This window comes from Streptomyces sp. R41, assembly GCF_041053055.1.
In the GTDB taxonomy this organism is placed as follows: Bacteria; Actinomycetota; Actinomycetes; order Streptomycetales; family Streptomycetaceae; genus Streptomyces.
Genome location: NZ_CP163443.1, coordinates 7750571 through 7767657 on the forward strand (window position 1 = coordinate 7750571; position 17087 = coordinate 7767657).

At 71.8% G+C, this 17087-nt stretch carries 13 protein-coding genes; 10 read left to right on the plus strand and 3 right to left on the minus strand.

What is annotated here, in order from left to right; all coding sequences use genetic code 11:
• The first annotated feature begins 36 nt into the window (after positions 1 to 36).
• The 4 genes from AB5J53_RS35305 to AB5J53_RS35320 all read left to right on the plus strand — a co-directional run bounded on the left by AB5J53_RS35305 (position 37) and on the right by AB5J53_RS35320 (position 4400).
• Positions 37 to 642, plus strand: a complete 606-nt coding sequence (locus AB5J53_RS35305; protein ID WP_369249650.1) for a DUF4937 domain-containing protein — start codon at positions 37 to 39, stop codon at positions 640 to 642.
• Between the two features lie 105 nt (positions 643 to 747).
• Positions 748 to 1407 (plus strand): histidine phosphatase family protein, encoded by a 660-nt coding sequence (locus AB5J53_RS35310; RefSeq protein WP_369249651.1) that lies wholly within the window; start codon positions 748 to 750, stop codon positions 1405 to 1407.
• A 12-nt stretch (positions 1408 to 1419) separates the two neighbouring features.
• Positions 1420 to 2349: an ADP-ribosylglycohydrolase family protein gene (locus tag AB5J53_RS35315; protein WP_369249652.1), complete on the plus strand. Its 930-nt coding sequence runs from the start codon at positions 1420 to 1422 to the stop codon at positions 2347 to 2349.
• Positions 2350 to 2627: 278 nt separating this feature from the next.
• Entirely contained in the window at positions 2628 to 4400 is a 1773-nt protein-coding gene (locus AB5J53_RS35320; RefSeq protein ID WP_369249653.1) for a DUF4153 domain-containing protein, read from the plus strand.
• Positions 4401 to 4519: 119 nt separating this feature from the next.
• Here the strand turns inward: AB5J53_RS35320 and AB5J53_RS35325 are convergent, their stop codons facing one another.
• On the minus strand, positions 4520 to 6067 hold the full coding sequence (locus AB5J53_RS35325) for an MFS transporter (protein ID WP_369249654.1): 1548 nt from the start codon (positions 6065 to 6067) through the stop codon (positions 4520 to 4522).
• Positions 6068 to 6239: 172 nt separating this feature from the next.
• Here AB5J53_RS35325 and AB5J53_RS35330 point away from each other — a divergent pair, with 172 nt between their 5' ends.
• The 3 genes from AB5J53_RS35330 (at position 6240) to AB5J53_RS35340 (ending at position 8342) form a co-directional block, all read left to right on the plus strand.
• Complete coding sequence (locus AB5J53_RS35330; RefSeq protein WP_369249655.1) at positions 6240 to 6863, plus strand: TetR/AcrR family transcriptional regulator; 624 nt, start codon at positions 6240 to 6242, stop codon at positions 6861 to 6863.
• 82 nt (positions 6864 to 6945) lie between these two features.
• On the plus strand, positions 6946 to 7647 hold the full coding sequence (locus tag AB5J53_RS35335; RefSeq protein ID WP_369249656.1) for a ribonuclease HII: 702 nt from the start codon (positions 6946 to 6948) through the stop codon (positions 7645 to 7647).
• 68 nt (positions 7648 to 7715) lie between these two features.
• A complete protein-coding gene (locus AB5J53_RS35340) occupies positions 7716 to 8342 on the plus strand; it encodes a hypothetical protein (protein WP_369249657.1) in 627 nt (208 codons plus the stop codon).
• A gap of 334 nt (positions 8343 to 8676) precedes the next feature.
• Here AB5J53_RS35340 and AB5J53_RS35345 read toward each other — a convergent pair whose 3' ends face one another.
• A complete protein-coding gene (locus AB5J53_RS35345) occupies positions 8677 to 9312 on the minus strand; it encodes a hypothetical protein (RefSeq protein WP_369249658.1) in 636 nt (211 codons plus the stop codon).
• A gap of 223 nt (positions 9313 to 9535) precedes the next feature.
• Complete coding sequence (locus AB5J53_RS35350; RefSeq protein WP_369249659.1) at positions 9536 to 11716, minus strand: RecQ family ATP-dependent DNA helicase; 2181 nt, start codon at positions 11714 to 11716, stop codon at positions 9536 to 9538.
• A 133-nt stretch (positions 11717 to 11849) separates the two neighbouring features.
• On the opposite strand from AB5J53_RS35350, the gene AB5J53_RS35355 reads away from it, so the two are divergent.
• The 3 genes from AB5J53_RS35355 (at position 11850) to AB5J53_RS35365 (ending at position 16989) form a co-directional block, all read left to right on the plus strand.
• Positions 11850 to 13610, plus strand: coding sequence for a DUF4192 domain-containing protein (locus tag AB5J53_RS35355; protein ID WP_369249660.1), 1761 nt, complete (start codon positions 11850 to 11852; stop codon positions 13608 to 13610).
• Positions 13611 to 14137: 527 nt separating this feature from the next.
• A complete protein-coding gene (locus AB5J53_RS35360; RefSeq protein ID WP_369249661.1) occupies positions 14138 to 16099 on the plus strand; it encodes a glycogen debranching N-terminal domain-containing protein in 1962 nt (653 codons plus the stop codon).
• Positions 16100 to 16230: 131 nt separating this feature from the next.
• Positions 16231 to 16989 (plus strand): NUDIX domain-containing protein, encoded by a 759-nt coding sequence (locus AB5J53_RS35365; RefSeq protein ID WP_369249662.1) that lies wholly within the window; start codon positions 16231 to 16233, stop codon positions 16987 to 16989.
• Positions 16990 to 17087 lie beyond the last annotated feature (98 nt).

Below are 17087 nucleotides of genomic sequence, written 5' to 3' on the forward strand. Positions count from 1 at the left end.
GACCGGCGCCACGCTCCGTGGCCTTACGATGGCGCGGTGCTGGTCAAGTGGATTCGCTGCACCGTGGTGGACCGCCGCGGTTTCGAGCGGGGGCAGCGAAAGTGGGCGGGGCTTCTGGGGGAGCCGGGTTTCCGGGGACAGGGCGGGGGATGGAGCCGGGGGCGGTCCGGCGTCGCACACATCTTCGCCTTCTGGGAAAGCCGTGCCTTCTACGACTCCTTCATGGCCCGCTCCCACGACCGGCTCGCCGCCGCGCAGTCGGGTACCTTCAAGGATTCCCAGGTCAAGCTGTTCGATCACCGTTTCGACGTGAAGACCGGCTTCGAGCCCCGCTTCACGGACTCCGACCTGGTGCGCGTGGCCCACTGCCGGATCCACGAGGAGCGGGCCGAGCACTTCGCGCTGATGCAGGAGAAGGTCTGGAACCCCGCGATGGCCGGCTCGCCCGGCATGGTGCGGGGCCTGTTCGGCGAGGCGCCCGGCCATGAGTTCCTGATCCTGTCCATGTGGCAGTCGGCGGCCGAGCACGGCAAGTACCGCGCCGAGCGGGTGGAACGGCTCGCGCTGCGCGCCCAGATCGAGGCCGACGTCGCGGCCCTCGCGGGTGACATCGTGGAACTGGAGCCCAGCTGGACGGTCTGAGCGGGCCGCATCGTGTGGTTCCTGTGTGCGGGAGCCGTGTGACCTACACCGTATGGAGCCCGTACGAGTGCTCGATCGGCCGCGACACGATCTAGGGTCATTGGCATGGCACGACCACGGCGCATCGTTCTTGTCCGGCACGGCGAGTCGGTGGGCAATGCCGATGACACCGTGTACGAACGCGAGCCCGACCACGCTCTGGCGCTCACGGAGAAGGGGTGGCAGCAGGCGGAGGACACAGGCAAACAGCTGCGGGAGCTCTTCGGACGGGAGCGCGTAAGCGTTTACGTGTCCCCGTACCGCCGCACGCACGAGACATTCCGCGCCTTTCACCTCGACCCCGAGCTCGTACGGGTGCGCGAGGAGCCGCGCCTGCGCGAGCAGGACTGGGGCAACTGGCAGGACCGTGACGACGTACGTCTCCAGAAGGCGTACCGAGACGCGTACGGTCACTTCTTCTATCGCTTCGCGCAGGGCGAGTCCGGGGCCGATGTGTACGACCGGGTCGGCGGCTTCCTGGAGAGCCTGTACCGCAGCTTCGAGGCCCCCGACCACCCGCCGAACGTGCTCCTGGTGACCCATGGGCTGGCCATGCGGCTGTTCTGCATGCGCTGGTTCCACTGGACGGTCGCGGAATTCGAATCGCTGTCGAACCCGGGGAACGGGGAGACGCGGATGCTCGTTCTGGGGGAGGACGGCAGGTACACCCTTGACCGGCCTTTCGAGCAATGGCGTGATCCGGAATCGTACGGGGCCACCGGATAGAGTGGCAGGGCGATGACCGCTGACTCTTCTCCCGACGGGCGCCTGGGCCGCGCCTTGGCCAGCCTGCGCGGACTCGCGGTGGGGGACGCGCTGGGCTCGCAGTTCTTCGTGCCCGCGAACTACCCGCTGCTCAAGCGCCGTGAGCTGCCGCCCCGCCCCTGGCAGTGGACCGACGACACCGAAATGGCCTGCTCCGTAGTGGCCGTTTTGGCCGCGCACCACCGCATCGATCAGGACGAACTGGCCCGCTCCTTCGCCGAGCACCACGACTTCGACCGGGGCTACGGGCCCGCGGTCAACAGGCTGCTGCGGCTGATCCGGGAGGGCGGCGACTGGCGCGAGCTGGCATCCGCCCTCTTCAAGGGCCAGGGCTCGTGGGGCAACGGCGCCGCGATGCGGATCGCTCCCCTCGGGGCCTGGTACGCGGACGACCCGGAGCAGGCGACGCACCAGGCGGAGATCTCCGCGTACCCCACGCACCAGCACCGCGAGGCCGTGGTCGGCGCCATGGCCGTCGCCGCGGCCGCCGCGCTGGCGGCCGACCCGGCGGGCCCGCCGAGCGCCGAGGCGCTGCTCGACGGTGTCGTCGCGCTCGTGCCGCGCAGCGCCGTCGGCGCGGGGCTGCGGCGCGCCCGGGACATGCTCGACTACGGGGACGCCACGACTGTGGCCGCCGTACTGGGCTGCGGACGGCGTACGTCGGCGCACGACACCGTGCCGTTCGCGCTCTGGTCGGCGGCCCGGTCCCTCGGCGACTACGAAGAGGCCTTCTGGGTCACCGCCCAGGTAGGAGGCGACGTGGACACCACGTGCGCCATCGTGGGCGGGGTGGTCGCCGCGGGAAAGGCGGGAGCGCCACCGGCTGCCTGGGTGGAGCGCACGGAGGGGCTGCCGGACTGGGTGCCGGGTCCCGCGTACGGGCGTACGGCGAGCGGCGCGTAGGGCGGCCGTAGGGCGGCCGTGCGGAGCGCTCCATGCCCCGCGTCAAGTCCCGGAAGCCTGCCTCAGGAGCAGGCCGACCGTACGTGATGCCGATCGTCTCTGTCACAGGCTTGCTACAGCACGGCCGCCACGCCCTGAGGCGCCTTGCCTGTGCATACCCTGTCCGCCACGCCGCCTGTTGATCACTACAGGCGTGCTTCGACGAGACACCGGTCAGCAGCCTTCCGCGACAGCGGCGTGTTGAGGGCTGCCCAGGGGACCGGCTGGGAGGGGGTGCCATGTCCGACATACCGTCCGCGCCCGAGCCGAGAGGTCAGGGCCCGGCGAAGCCGAGGGATCCGGAGGCGAAGAAGCCAAGGGAGGGGGAGGAGCTGAAGGAGACCACGGGCCCGAAGGAGGCGACGGAGCCGACAGCTCCCACCGATCCGACAGCACCCACGGCCTCGGCAGATCCGGGGGAACCGGAACCGACTGGGCCGAGCCGCGAATCCAGCTCCCAGGGGGATGCCACCGAGGCGGCAGAGGCAGCGGAAGAGGAGTCCGACTGGGCCTACCCGTCGCCTACCCCCGCCCCCTGGTTGGCCGGGCTTCAGGTCAGGTCACCCGCCCCGGTGCGTACGGCGACGCTGTGGGCAGCGCTCGCCACCGGTGTGCTGAGCATGCTGCTCCTCGATGACGGCCTGGCGCTCAATCTCCTGCTGGTCGCGATACCGGCCGCGCTCGCCTCGTACTTCGCCGCGCAGGCCGCGGGACGACGCACGCGCGCGTGGACGCTGGTCTGGGGCATCGGTGGCATCGGTCTGCTCATCGTGCCTGCCCTGCGCGACGCGGACTGGCCCTCGTTCCTCGCCGTCGTCACCGCGGTCGCGCTGGGCTCGCTCGCGCTGCACGGCGGCCGTACCTGGCCCGCTGTCCTGCTCGGCCCCATCGGCGTGTTCAACGCCCTGGTCACCGGCCCCACCTGGGGCTGGCGCGGGCTGCGTGAGCGGTTCGGCGGCGCGCGCCGCGGCTTGGGTGCGGGGCTGCGTGCGCTCGCCGTGACCGCGGTCCTGCTGCTGGTCTTCGGAGCGCTGTTCGCGGGGGCCGACGCCGCCTTCGCGGATCTGCTCGGCGAACTGATGCCGGATGCGTCCGTCTCCGGCGGTCCCTGGCGCGTTGTGCTTCTGGTGCTCGGCCTGGTCGGAGCACTCGCGGCGGCCCACACGGCCGCCGCGCCCGTCCAGTGGGACAGGGTCGAAGTGCCCAAGGGCCGCCCGCGCGGCCGCTTGGAGTGGGCGCTGCCGCTGATCGTGCTCACCGTGCTCTTCGCGGCCTTCAACGCCGTCCAGCTCGCCGTGTTGTTCGGCGGCTACGACGCCGTACTGAAGAAGACCGGTCAGACGTACGCCGAATACGCGCGCCAGGGCTTCTGGCAGCTCCTGCTCGTCACGCTCCTGACCCTGCTCGTCATCGTGTTCGCGCTGCGCTGGGCGCCGCGCGACGAGGCGCGCGACCGGAAGCTGGTGCGGGGCGTGCTCGGAACTCTGTGCGGGCTGGCGCTCGTTGTCGTCGCATCGGCGGTGCGACGTATGGACATGTATGTGGAGGCCTATGGACTGACGCGGCTGAGGGTGTCGGTGGTGGCCGTGGAGCTCTGGCTCGGCCTGGTCATCGTGCTCATCATGGCGGCCGGGGTCTGGGGTGCCCGCTGGCTGCCGCGTGCCGTCGCGGCCAGTGCGGCGGCCGGTGTGCTCGCGTTCGGACTGATGTCGCCGGACGCTCTGATCGCCGAGCGCAACGTCCAGCGGTACGAGGACACGGGCAAGTTCGACCTCGAGTACGCGCGCGGTCTGTCCGCCGACGCCGTACCGGCCCTCGACAAGCTGAAGGAACCGCTGCGTTCCTGCGCGCTGAGCTCCGTCGCAGACGAACTGGGAGAGGACGAGGGCCTCTGGTATGCCACCAGTTGGGGCGAGGCACACGCCCGGGACATCCTTCGCGACCGGCCGCCGTCGAAGGACCCGGACTGGAGCGTGTGCAGCCGGGTGGCGGACGACCTGATGTACCGGTGAGCGCCCGCTCCCACCGTTCGGTCTAGGGGCGCGCCCTCGGTGTCGTACTGCGGATGGCCGGACCGGCGTCCTCGCCGTCGGGTCCCCCGGACCCCGGTCCGGCCTCCGCAGCGCCCTTGTCAGCCCCCGGCAGGTCCTGCCGTGCCGGCGAGGGCGTCCAGGTCGCTCTTGCGGACCCGGATCACCAATGCGGCCGTGATCAGGGCCAGCAGGGCCATCGCGGCCGCCGGTATGAAGGCGGTCGAGATGCCCTCGGCGAGCACGTCGTGCCCCCAAGGAGCGGGCAGCTGGTGGGTCTTGGCGAACTCCGCCTTCTGCTCCGGCGAGCCGTCCGTCAGGAACTTCGGCATCTGCTTCTCCGCCTCGTCACGGCTGGCCGAGCCGAAGACCGTGGTGAGGATGGAGAGGCCCAGCGAACCGCCCACCTGCTGTGTGACGTTGAGCAGACCGGAGGCCGCGCCCGCCTCGTGCTGGGCGACACCCGAGACCGAGGTGACCGTCAGCGTCACGAAGTTCAGGCCCATGCCGAAGCCGAACAGCAGCATCGGGCCGAGCACTCCGCCGACGTACGAACTGTCGGGGCTGATGAACGTCTGCCAGCCGAGCCCGAGCGCGACGAGCGTCGAGCCGACCAGCATGAACGGCTTGGGGCCGAGCACCGGCAGGAACCGCTGCGACAGACCCGCGCCGACCGCGATCGCGACCGTCACCGGCAGGAAGGCCACACCGGCCGAGATCGGGCTGTACCCCAGCACGTTCTGCACGAAGAGCACGATGTAGAAGAACATGCCGAACATCGCCGCGGCGAGACTCAGCATGATCACGTAGGTGCCCGAGCGATTGCGGTCGGCGAACATCTTCAGCGGGGTGATGGGATCCTTGGCCCGCGTCTCGATGACCCCGAAGGCCAGCAGCAGCACCACGGCCGCGCCGAACGACCCGATGGTGAGGCTGTCCCGCCAGCCTTCCTCCGCGGCGCGGATGAAGCCGTACACCAGGGACGCCATTCCGGCCGTCGAGGTGAGCGCACCCGCGACGTCGAAGCGCCCGGGGTGGCGTTCGGACTCGCTGATGTACATCGGCGTGAGGACGGCGATCAGGACGCCGATGGGTACGTTGACGAAGAGGACCCACCGCCAGTCGAGCCACTCCGTGAGCATGCCGCCGGTGAGGAGACCGATCGCGCCACCGCCGGCCGAGACCGTGGCGAAGACGGCGAACGCCCGGTTCCGCTCCGGGCCCTCGGGGAACGTGGTGGTGATGAGCGCCAGCGATGTGGGCGACGCGATCGCGCCACCGACGCCCTGCAGGGCACGCGCGGCCAGCAACTGCCACGGTTCCTGGGCGAGTCCGCCGAGCAGCGAGGCGAAGGTGAACAGCAGGATGCCGGTCATGAAGACCCGGCGCCGACCGAGGATGTCACCGGCCCGGGCGCCGAGAAGCAGCAGGCCACCGAAGGTGAGTGTGTACGCGCTGACCACCCATGTCAGGTCGGTCGTGCTGAACTTGAGCGCGTCTTGAATGTGCGGGAGCGCGATGTTCACAATCGTCGCGTCGAGTACCACCATGAGTTGGCAGGCCGCGATGACGGCGAGCGCGATGCCGGGGTGCCCCTCCCGGCGGGCCGCTCCTGGCTTTGGGTCTTGAATCAACTGAGAGGTTGTCACTATGGGTCCCCCACAAGTGCTTTAGTGAACGCTCGCGTTCACTGCCGCGTCAACGGTAGTGATTCCCCGACAGTGAACGCAAGCGTTCACTGAAGTCGCTGCCGCTGGACGCCAACTCGATCGCTCGCTCCTCCCCGAAATCCCGCTCCCCCTGCACAACGGAGACACTCAGATGGTTACTTCGCGTTGGACGGCCGCCCCCGCTCAGACGGCCTCCTCGCGCCGACGCGGTGCCGTACTCGAGCGCGCGATCCTGGAGGCCGCGCTGGAGCAGCTCGGCACGGTCGGCTGGAACGGTCTCACCATGGAGGGTGTCGCCGCGCGAGCCCAGACAGGCAAGGCCGCGGTCTACCGCCGCTGGCCGTCCAAGGAGGATCTCGTCGCGGACGCGCTCCAGGCCGGACTCCCTAGCCTGGCGGAGGCGCCCGACCTCGGGAGCGTCCGGGAGGACCTGCTGGAGCTGTGCCGGCGGGTGCGTGAGGCGATGTTCTCGCAGTCGGGATTCGCCCTGCGTTCGGTGCTTTACGAATGCGACGCTCTCCAGGCCGAACGCTTTCAGCGGGTGATCTTCGGCGGGGTCATCGAGCCGAACATGCGCCTGCTTCGAGAGGTCATCGGCCGTGGAATCGAGCGGGGAGAAGTGCGTCCCGACGCCGCGAACGCCTATGTCTTCGACGCCATTCCGGCGATGATGATGTACCGCTCCAAGGTGTGCGCGAGCGAATGGAGCGAGCGGGACCTCGAGGAGATGATCGACCAGCTGATGGTCCCGCTGCTGCGGGGACGGGCTGCCTGATCGACCCCCGTACGGACACCCTGGTTGCTCGGGGAAACCTGGGTGTCGCGGGGGGCTCCGGGCGGCGTAGGCTGAGGGCGCCATGCCGTACGAACCACCCACCCACACCGTCGAGCGCTCCCTCCGCGCCACGACCGGAGCGAAGATCATTGCCGGTGTCGACGAGGTGGGCCGCGGCGCGTGGGCCGGCCCGGTCACCGTCTGCGCCGCCGTCACGGGACTGCGCCGTCCGCCCGAAGGGCTCACCGACTCCAAGCTCCTGACCGTCAAGCGGCGTACCGCGCTCGCCGCGAAGTTGGAGAAGTGGGTGACGTCGTACGCCCTGGGGCATGCGTCTCCGGAGGAGATCGACGACCTGGGGATGACGGCCGCACTGCGCCTGGCGGCCGTACGCGCCCTGGAGGCCCTGCCGGTTCGCCCCGACGCGGTCATTCTCGACGGGAAGCACGACTATCTCGGCGCTCCCTGGCGGGTCCGTACGGTGATCAAGGGCGACCAGTCCTGCGTCGCCGTCGCGGCGGCTTCGGTGATCGCCAAGGTTCAGCGCGACAAAATGATGGCCGAACTGGGCATCGACCATGCAGACTTCGGTTTTGCGGCCAACGCCGGGTACCCGTCACCGGTCCACAAGGCCGCGCTGGCGGAGCGGGGCCCCACCCCGTACCACCGGTTGTCGTGGGCGTATCTTGATGCGCTGCCCCAGTGGCGGCACCTCAAGAAGGTCCGCAGCTGGGCGGACGGAAACGTTCCGGAGATCGAGGGTCAGCTCGGCTTCGATTTCTGACGATTCCGCTCGCACTCATGTGCCCCCCGCCGACGCGAGTCGCACCGGCGTTTGATAGATATCAGCTCATGCCTCTCATTCCCGAGGAGCCTCAGATTCACGAGAGTGCCCAGGGTCCCCGCGTCACTCCGGCCAGTGGCCGCACCGCGCCGACCCCCCGTCCCGTACCCGGCCCCCGTCCCGCGGCTCCGCCGCGTCCCGGTCGTCCGGGTCCTGTCCGGCCGATGCCGGCCCAACGCACCCCGCGCGAGCCGGTCGTGGCCTCGCCGGGAGCCTCCGCCCCGGCGGCCGCACCCGCTGCCGCCACCCCGCAGATCCAGCTGATCCCGGCCTCGGCCGAGGGTGCGCTGGACACCGCCGAAGAAGCCGTCGACCTGCTGCTGGAGTCGGGCCGTGCCCCTGGTGAGGTGCTGGTGATCACCACCGGCGAACCCCACCCGTGGGCCGCGCACGAACTCTCCTTCGGCGAGGCCGCGTACTGGGCGCAGCACGACGCGGGCGACGACGTCTTCTACGCCGACGCCTCCGTCGCGGGCCGGGCCGCGTCCCGTCCCGTGGTCGTGGTCGCCGTCAACGGCGGTCCCGGCGCTGCCGCCGCCTCCGCCCTGCCCCTGGCCCTCGGCCGGGCCGGCGCCCTGCTGATCGTCTGCGGTGACCCGCAGCAGATCAACTCGGTGCTGGGCGCGGGCGTCTGAGCGGGGTCCGGGCACCGTCCGGGATTCGTTCGGTGGAACGCTGAGGGTGCCGCTGCGGCGGCACCTGTACGGCGGTCATTTCGGCGTGCCTGCAGTGCGTCCGCGTGCGTGTTGCGCCTTTGTGTGTGCTTGCTGCTGAGTGCGCCTGCTGTCTGGGTCGTATGTCTGTCGTACGTCCTTGGAGTGGGCGTGTTGCGCGGGGTCGGCCCACCGATCGCTCGACCACCGCCGCGTCGTCTCACCCTTGCCCGTATTGGCTCTTCGACTGTTCCGCGAGAGGTGGCACCGCCGGTGGGCATGCCCGGGCCCGGGTCGGCGCCTTGGGACGGGCGCCTCAGCGGGCGGCTGCCCGTCGCAATACCTCCGACGCGGCGCCTCCGGTGCGCGGCATCGGTGGCAGCGCCTCGGCCGTGGCGAAGGGCTCCGGCGGTGAGTCCGAGTTGGGGCGGCGCCCACCGCGGCCCTCACCGAGGACCTGCCAGCCGTCACGCGTCAGGGTGATGTACGCCCCACAGCGCAGCCCGTGGAGGGTACAGGCGTCCCGCAAGCCCCACATCCACGCCCCGTCCTCCTCGGTCCAACGCGCGTCGCCGTCGCGGCAGTAGAGCAGCACTGCCGTACGCACCGGAGTGCGGCGTCGCAGGTCGTGCGGGATGACCCGGCGCAGCTGCGCGAGCAGCGCGTTGCGGAACATCCAGCCGTCGGCCGGAGCCGGACGCCGGATGAAGGAAGCGCTCGCCGCCAGCCGCTCGTCCGGGTCGAGGACGGCCACGACCGCGGTCGAGGGCCTGGGCCGGTGCCGTGCGTGCAGTCCGCTGACGACTTCCCGGGGATTGCGCAGCAGCGGAATCCCGGCGGAGGCCCACTCGGCGGGTTCGAGCATCCGGGCCAGTGGGTTGGCGGAAGCGGCGGACAGGTCGGCAGATGTCGACATGGATGCCGCCGAGGACGGAGCGAATCCGAAGGTCACGGTCCTCCCTTCGGCTACGCGCCCACACTGCGGGCGGGGTCGGACTTGGGGGAGCGCACGCCGCAGCAGAGCCCTACCGGATCACGGGCCAGCCGTGCGGGGAGCGGACTTCAATTCTTCCTGTCGAACTTCGTTGCGGCAACGAGCAATTGGGGCCACAGACCGTTTTCGGACGATGCGTCGGCTATATCCCTGCCCAGAGTTTCGCTCGGCGATGCGTGAGTCACGACTGTACGGCCAGGACCAGCGGCAACACCCCCTGCGCGCCGGCCCGGCGGAGCATGCGGGCGGCCACGGCGAGCGTCCAGCCTGTCTCGGTCGCGTCATCCACGAGCAGGACGGGACCGCCCGCTTCCTTCAAAGCGGTGGCCAGCTCAGGCGGGACGGTCAGTGCCCCGTCGAGCGCCTTCAGCCGCTGGGCGCTGTTGCTCCGGGACATGGGTGCCCCCTCACCGACGTACTCCACGGAACCCAGCAGCGGCAGCCGGCCGATCTCCGCGATCCGCGCGCCCAGCGACTGGATCAGCCGCGGCCGCGTACGGGAAGCCACGGTTACGACGCCGACCGGGCGCGGCTGCGCGTCGGGCTGTCCCGAGGCCCAGCCGCCGGGACCCCTCGCCCAATCGGTCAGTACGCCGACCACGGCCTTGGCGACATCGTCCGGTACGGGTCCGTCCGGGGCCTGGGGTGCGAGCATCGGTCGCAGCCGGTTGCCCCAGCCGATGTCCGAGAGTCGTCCCAAAGCGCGCCCCGTCGCGGCCTGTTCACCGGCCGGAATGCGTCCCTTCAGGTCGACGCCGACCGCCGGCAGACCCGTCGGCCACATCTTCCGGGGCTCGACCTCGACGCCCGCGCGGCCGAGCTCGCCGTTGGCCGCGTCCAGCGCCGCGGGGGACACGGACGCCTCGAAGCGTGCTCCCGCGCAGTTGTCACAGCGCCCGCACGGCGCGGCCCCCTCGTCGTCCAGCTGCCGCCGCAGGAACTCCATACGGCAGCCCGTCGTCGTGACGTAGTCCCGCATCGCCTGCTGCTCGGCGGCCCGCTGCTTGGCCACCCAGGCATAGCGCTCGGTGTCGTACGTCCACGGAGTGCCCGTGGAGATCCAGCCGCCCTGGACCCGGCGCACCGCCCCGTCCACGTCGAGCACCTTGAGCATGGTCTCCAGACGGGACCTGCGCAGCTCAACCAGTGGTTCGAGCGCGGGCAGCGAGAGCGGCCGGCCGGCCTGGGCCAGGACGTCCAGCGTGTGGCGCACCTGCTCCTCCGGAGGGAAGGCTATCGACGCGAAGTACTCCCAGATCGCCTGGTCCTCCTTGCCCGGCAGGAGCAGGACCTCGGCATGCTCCACACCGCGGCCCGCGCGCCCCACCTGCTGGTAGTAGGCGATGGGGGAGGACGGCGAGCCCAGGTGCACCACGAATCCGAGGTCGGGCTTGTCGAAGCCCATGCCCAGCGCGGACGTGGCGACCAGGGCCTTGACCCGGTTGGCGAGCAGGTCCTCCTCGGCCTGCTGGCGGTCTACATTCTCCGTCTTCCCGGTGTACGACGTCACCGTGTGCCCGCTCTGGCGCAGGAAGGCGGTGACCTCCTCGGCGGCAGCCACCGTGAGCGTGTAGATGATGCCCGAGCCCGGCAGGTCGTTCAGATGCTCGGCGAGCCAGGCCATCCGGTGGGCGGCGTCCGGCAGCCGCACCACGCCGAGGCTCAGGCTCTCCCGGTCCAGCGGCCCGCGCAGGACGAGCGCGTCCGTGCTGGCTCCCGTGCCCAGCTGCTCGGCCACATCGGCCGTCACGCGCGCGTTGGCCGTCGCGGTGGTGGCCAGGACGGGGACTCCCGGCGGGAGGTCGGCGAGCATGGTGCGCAGTCGGCGATAGTCCGGCCGGAAGTCGTGGCCCCAGTCCGAGATGCAGTGCGCCTCGTCGACCACGAGCAGACCGGTCGCCGCTGCCAGCTTGGGCAGCACCTGGTCGCGGAAGTCCGGATTATTGAGCCGCTCCGGGCTCACCAGGAGAACGTCGACCTCGCTCGCGGCGACCTCGGCCTGGATCGTCTCCCACTCCTCCGTATTGGAGGAGTTGATCGTCCGCGCGTGGATTCCGGCGCGGGCCGCCGCCTCCACCTGGTTGCGCATGAGCGCGAGCAGCGGCGAGACGATCACCGTGGGCCCGGCGCCCCGCTCGCGCAGCAGCGCGGTCGCGACGAAGTACACCGCGGACTTGCCCCAGCCGGTGCGCTGCACGACCAGGGCTCTGCGCTTGTCGGCCACCAGCGCCTCGATGGCGCGCCACTGGTCCTCGCGGAGCCGGGCCTGGCCGGCCTGGGCGCCGACGAGGCGGGCCAGTACGGCATCAGCCGCGGTACGGAGCTCTTCGGTGGCTGTGGGTCGCGGGTCTTCGTTGGTCATGGCCCCATGCAACCCGATGGGTCGGACATTGCGCGAACGAGCCCGTCGAACTGTGGACAACTTCTGTCGTGGTCATGGTCGTGGTTATCCACAGGTCGAAGCGGAATTCTGTGATCCGCGGGATGGTCGCGGCATGACGAATCACGACGAAGCGGCCGGCAGGTCCGGCGACGAGGACATCTGCGGGCTCGGTGGGCAGGACCGGCAGGGCGGACACGACGGCTATGGCGGAGGCGGTGAGCTCGACGGGTGGAGCGGGCCGGATGGTCGGTCCGGGCCCGCCGGGCAGGACCTGCCCGACGGGCCTGCCGGTCAGGGCGAGCACAGCGCGTGTGTGGGACGCGAGGCGCCTGCGGATCGGGCGGGACGGGGTGAGCTCATCGGGCAGGTGGGGCGTGGTGGCGACGGTCACGCGGGCCATGGCCGGTCCGAGAGGTACGTGGGTCACGGCGCTCCCGGTGCCCCCGGCGGCCCGGGCGTTCCCGGCGGCGAGCATCAGGTCACGCTGCGCACCCCGGCCGAACTGGCCGACGCTCTGCCCTACTTGCTCGGCTACCGGCCCGAGGACAGCATCGTGCTGGTAGCCCTGCACGACCGGGAGCGGCGCGGCCGGTTCGGCGGCCGTGCGCGGCTCGGTATCCCCGCCCACGCGGAGGACTGGCCGCCCGTGGCCGAGCAGCTGGCACAGGGGCTGGTGAGAGGGAGCGAGCGCCGAGGTACCCGGCCCGAGAGCATGGTCGCGTACCTCTGCCAGGAACCGCGGAGCGGTGAATCGGGGCGGGAGGTCATGGAGCGCCTGCGTCCGCTGGCGCAGTTGCTGCGCAGGGCGTGCGGTCGCCTCGACGTCCCCGTGATCGAGGCCCTCTGCATCTCTGACGGTCGCTTCTGGTCGTACACCTGTCCGGGCCAGGGGTGCTGTCCGCCCGAGGGTGAGTCGATGGGGCTGCCCGGGACGTCCGTCCTCGCCGCTGCCGCGACCTACGCGGGCCTCCAGGTGCGCGGATCTCTACGGGAATTGACGGCCAGGCTGCTTCCCTGGGAGACGGCGGTCGCCGTGGAGCAGGAGGTCGCGCTCGACACGGCGAGCATGTCTCTCGTCCCGAGGATCCTGGACGGCGAGAGCCGTGCCGAGGTGGCCGAGGAGGCTCTCGAACTGGCCCGGCGGATCATGGGACGCCTCGCCGACGCTTCACCGGTGTCCGGCACACGTCCGGCGGACCTGCGCGACGACGGACTCCTCGAACACGAGGAAGCCGCCATCCTGATCCTCGGCCTCCAGGACCGCACGACCCGCGACCGTGCCGCCGAATGGATGGAGGGCGACGAGGCCGGCCCGGCCCTGCGCCTGTGGCGAGCGCTGGCCCGCCGCTGCGTCGGCCCCTACCGCGAGCACGCCGCCGCGCCCCTCACCCTCGCGGGGTGGGTCGCCTGGTCCACGGGCGACGAACTGGAGGCCCGGGAGGCTCTCGCCATGGCGCTCGGCGCCGATCCCGACTATCTCTTCGCCCGCCTTCTGCACCAGGCGTGCAACGAGGGCCTGGACCCGGAGTCCATCCGTCGCTGCCTCCGCGCTGAGCGCAGCGGCCGTGTCCCGGCGGAAACGGACCAGCCCACCGATCTCGAGGCGCCGCTCTCATCGGCCGCACCGACGCCGGGACCCGGGCTGCCGGGCGCGGGAACCGCCACCCGGCGCCGACGCCGGACGCGCCCGGCGGGGAGCGGCGCAGCTCGTCCAAGCCGACGCAGCCCCGGGACAGCAAGCGTCCGCCGACGCCGGCCCACCGCCGAGGCCTCGCCCGCCGGCGACGGACCGGGACGCGCTGCCGAGGGCACGAGCCGTCGGCCACAGGCGCGCCGCGAAGGCGATCGGCATGGGGTGGGGGAGGAGACGTGAGCGTGAGGACCAGGCTGGTGCCGGGCGGATCGGTTTGGGTGAGGTGGGGCCTGGCCTTGGTGCGGGGTGGATCGGATTGGGCGGGGTGTGGCCTGGCCTTGGTGTGGGCTTTGGCTCCGGGGCGGTCGAGCGAGCGTGCGCCCCGGGTGATGGGGGCTCTGGCCGGACCGTCACCCCACCGCCATTCGGTCGGCTTCCCGGGCCGAGGGCGTGACCCCGGGCAGGGCCGCTCCGTTCACCTGAGTGGCGGAACCCGCGACCGGACCGCGCCGCCGCAACGCCCCCGACCTTACGGAGCCCCCCACCGGCGCCGAGCGCGCTCAAGGCGCACCGAGCGCGGAGGAACCTGCCTCATGCCCTTGCCCAGCCCGTCTTCCGCCCCCGATGGCAACCGTCCGCCCGTACGCGGGACCGCGCAGCCCATCACCCATCGGGGCGCCCCGTCGGCCCCCCTCTCGGGAATGGACAGCACCTCGCCCCCCTTCGCGGGAGCGGGCGGTCCCGCAGCTCCCCAGTCATTGCTTCCGATGCCGCGCCGGACCGTGAACCTGCCGCCCGCTCACACGGCCCTGATCTGCGTCGCCCTGCCGGGGCTGGCGATCTCCACGGAGCAGGGGCAGTTGACGGGCCAGGGGTTGGAGGGGTTCTACCGCGCGGGGCGACGCATGCTCTCCCGTTGCCAGGTGCGGGTCGCCGGCCGGGAACCGCTCGCCGTGCAGGCCCGTATGGTCGCGGCCGACCGAGCGCGCTTTGTGGGGACGCTGCGTGCGTCCCCCGACGCCGGCCCGGATCCGGACGTGGTCGTCGAACGGACGCGGTGCGCGGACGGCACCGAGCGGATCACCTTGCAGAGCGCGGCCCCTCGTACCCTGCGCCTGCCCGTCGAGGTCGCCCTCGGCACGGATCTCGCGGAACTGGGCGCGGTTGCCTCGGGCCGAGCCGGACCCGAATTGTCCGCCAGCGTCCACGACTCCGGCCTGCGGTGGTCCTGCCCCACAGGGCACTCGGCCGTCACCGCCGACCCACCGCCCAGCGACGCCCTGGCCTCCGCGGGACTGCTGCGTTGGGAGCTCGAACTGCCGCCGGGCGGTACCCGGAGCGTGGAGCTGCGCGTACGGCCGGACGCTGCCGGGCCCATCACAGTGGTGGGACGCGGCGCGGCGAGCCCGTTCGCTCCGGCCCGGGCGGTGGGCGACGACCCCAGGGCCGGGGCACTCCTGCGTACGTGCGTCGAGGATCTCCAGGCGCTGCTGTTGCGCGACCCCCGGCACCCGTCCGACACGCATCTCGCTGCGGGGGCTCCCTGGCGGTGTGGCCTGGCACCGGCGGAGGCCCTTGTCGCGGCGCGGATGACGCTGCCGCTCGGTACCCGTCTCGCCGCGAGCACCCTGCGGACTCTCGCCCGCACTCAGCTCGGCGGTCCGGGACCGCGGTCCGGCCTGATTCCCGGACCGCGCCGCGACGGGGGGCCGCATCTGCCGCCGGGCTGCACGGCGACCGAGGCGACTTTGCTCTTCCCCGTGCTGCTCGCGGAGGCCCGGCGCTGGGGGCTTGCGGAGCGGGAGGTCGAGGTGCTGCTGCCCACGGCCGAGCGGTGCCTCCAGTGGCTGCGGACCGCCGTCGGCGACGGCATCTATCTGCCCGATCCGCAGCCCGGCGGACCGCTCCGCTGCGAGACACAGGCGCACGCCCACCGGGCGGCACTGCTGGGCGCCGATCTGCTCGACGCATATGGCCGACCAGGCGGTGTGGGGTTGCGGCAGTGGGCCCAAGAGCTGCGGACGGCGTTCCACGACGACTTCTGGGTCGAAGACCGGGGAGGCGGCAGACCGGCGGCCGCCCGGGCTCCGGACGGGCGCTTCGTGCCGCACCTGGGCTCGGGCACCGCCCACCTCCTCGATACCGGCCTGCTGGGTTCCGGAGTGCTGGCTCCCGGCCTGCTCGACAAGGTGCAGACCGAGCAGTTGGCGCGGCTGTTCGGCGGCCCGGCCATGGACTCGGGCTGGGGGTTGCGCAGCCTGGAGGCGAAGGAGGCGGCGTACAACCCGTTCGGTCATCGCGGTGGCGCCGTGCGCGTTCAGGAGACGGTGGTTGCCGTCGCGGGGCTGGCCGCCGCGGGCTACGAGAAGGAGGCGAGCTCGCTGCTGCGTGGCGTACTCGCGGCGGCCGAGGCCTTCGGGCACCGGCTGCCCGAGATGTACGCGGGGGAACAGCGCACGGAGGGGAGCGCCCCGCTGCCCCATCCCGCGGCCTGCCGACCGGCGGCCGCGGCCGCGGCCGCCGGGGTGCTGCTGCTCACCTCCCTTGCCGGGATCCGCCCCGACGCCCCGGCCGGAACGGTGACGCTGCGCCCGGTCCGTGATGCGCCGCTGGGCGAGATCGGGCTGACGAGACTGCGGATCTCCGGCGCGCCCTTCTCCGTACGCGTCAGCAGGCTCGGCCTTGCCATGGTCGAGGAGGCGGCCGACGGACTGCAGTTGGGGGTGTGATCTTGCGGGACGCGTCCCCGGACGGCGACCCATGGCAGCCGGTGGGCGCCCTACCGGACGGAGGTGGATCAACCCTGGATGCGGACGACGAAGGGAGTGTTTATCGTCAGGCAGACGACTATGATCGCGGCATGCCCTACGACCCGTCGGCCTTTCCGCCCTTTGCCGTGACCGTGGACCTGGTCGTGCTGACCGTGCGTCGCCATGCCCTGTGTGCGCTGGCGGTGCGGAGGGGTGAGCAGCCGTTCCAGGGGCGGTGGGCGCTCCCGGGCGGCTTCGTACGGCCCGACGAGGATCTGGCGCAGGCGGCGGCGCGCGAGCTGGTCGAGGAGACCGGGCTGTGCGCCCACGACCCGTCCGCGCCCGCGCAGGACAACGGCGCGCATCTGGAGCAGCTCGCGACGTACGGCGACCCCAAGCGTGACCCGCGGATGCGGGTGGTCAGCGTCGCCCATCTCGCCCTGGCACCCGATCTGCCCGCGCCACGAGCGGGTGGCGACGCCAACAGCGCGCGCTGGGCGCCCGTCGAGGAGCTGCTGCAGCAGGGTGGTTACGGGCGCGACGGGGAGCAGGCGGCGCCGCTCGCCTTCGACCACGCGCAGATCCTCTCCGACGGTGTGGAGCGCGCTCGGTCCAAGATCGAGTACTCGTCGCTGGCCACCGCCTTCTGCCCGACCCAGTTCACCGTCGGCGAGTTGCGCCGCGTGTACGAGGCGGTGTGGGGCGTGGCGCTCGACCCGCGCAACTTCCACCGCAAGGTGACGGGCACGCCGGGCTTCCTGGTGCCCACGGGCGGCACGACCACACGCCAGGGCGGCCGCCCCGCCCAGCTCTTCCGCGCGGGCGGAGCCACGCTGCTCAACCCGCCGATGCTGCGCCCCGAGGTCTGACCGGGGCGGGAACACCGGTCTCGGCTGTGGCGGCCGGGATGTGCCCGCAGGAGGTGTGAGGCCTGCCCGAGACGGGCCTCAAGGTACCCGAAAACCGG

Coding starts and splice junctions, on each gene's coding strand:
- AB5J53_RS35340 (WP_369249657.1), top strand. CDS start 7,716: ATGCCTCTCATTCCCGAGGAGCCTCAGATTCACGAGAGTGCCCAGGGT.
- AB5J53_RS35360 (WP_369249661.1), top strand. CDS start 14,138: ATGCCGCGCCGGACCGTGAACCTGCCGCCCGCTCACACGGCCCTGATC.
- AB5J53_RS35365 (WP_369249662.1), top strand. CDS start 16,231: ATGCCCTACGACCCGTCGGCCTTTCCGCCCTTTGCCGTGACCGTGGAC.
- AB5J53_RS35335 (WP_369249656.1), top strand. CDS start 6,946: ATGCCGTACGAACCACCCACCCACACCGTCGAGCGCTCCCTCCGCGCC.
- AB5J53_RS35310 (WP_369249651.1), top strand. CDS start 748: ATGGCACGACCACGGCGCATCGTTCTTGTCCGGCACGGCGAGTCGGTG.
- AB5J53_RS35315 (WP_369249652.1), top strand. CDS start 1,420: ATGACCGCTGACTCTTCTCCCGACGGGCGCCTGGGCCGCGCCTTGGCC.
- AB5J53_RS35330 (WP_369249655.1), top strand. CDS start 6,240: ATGGTTACTTCGCGTTGGACGGCCGCCCCCGCTCAGACGGCCTCCTCG.
- AB5J53_RS35355 (WP_369249660.1), top strand. CDS start 11,850: ATGACGAATCACGACGAAGCGGCCGGCAGGTCCGGCGACGAGGACATC.
- AB5J53_RS35350 (WP_369249659.1), bottom strand. CDS start 11,716: ATGACCAACGAAGACCCGCGACCCACAGCCACCGAAGAGCTCCGTACC.
- AB5J53_RS35320 (WP_369249653.1), top strand. CDS start 2,628: ATGTCCGACATACCGTCCGCGCCCGAGCCGAGAGGTCAGGGCCCGGCG.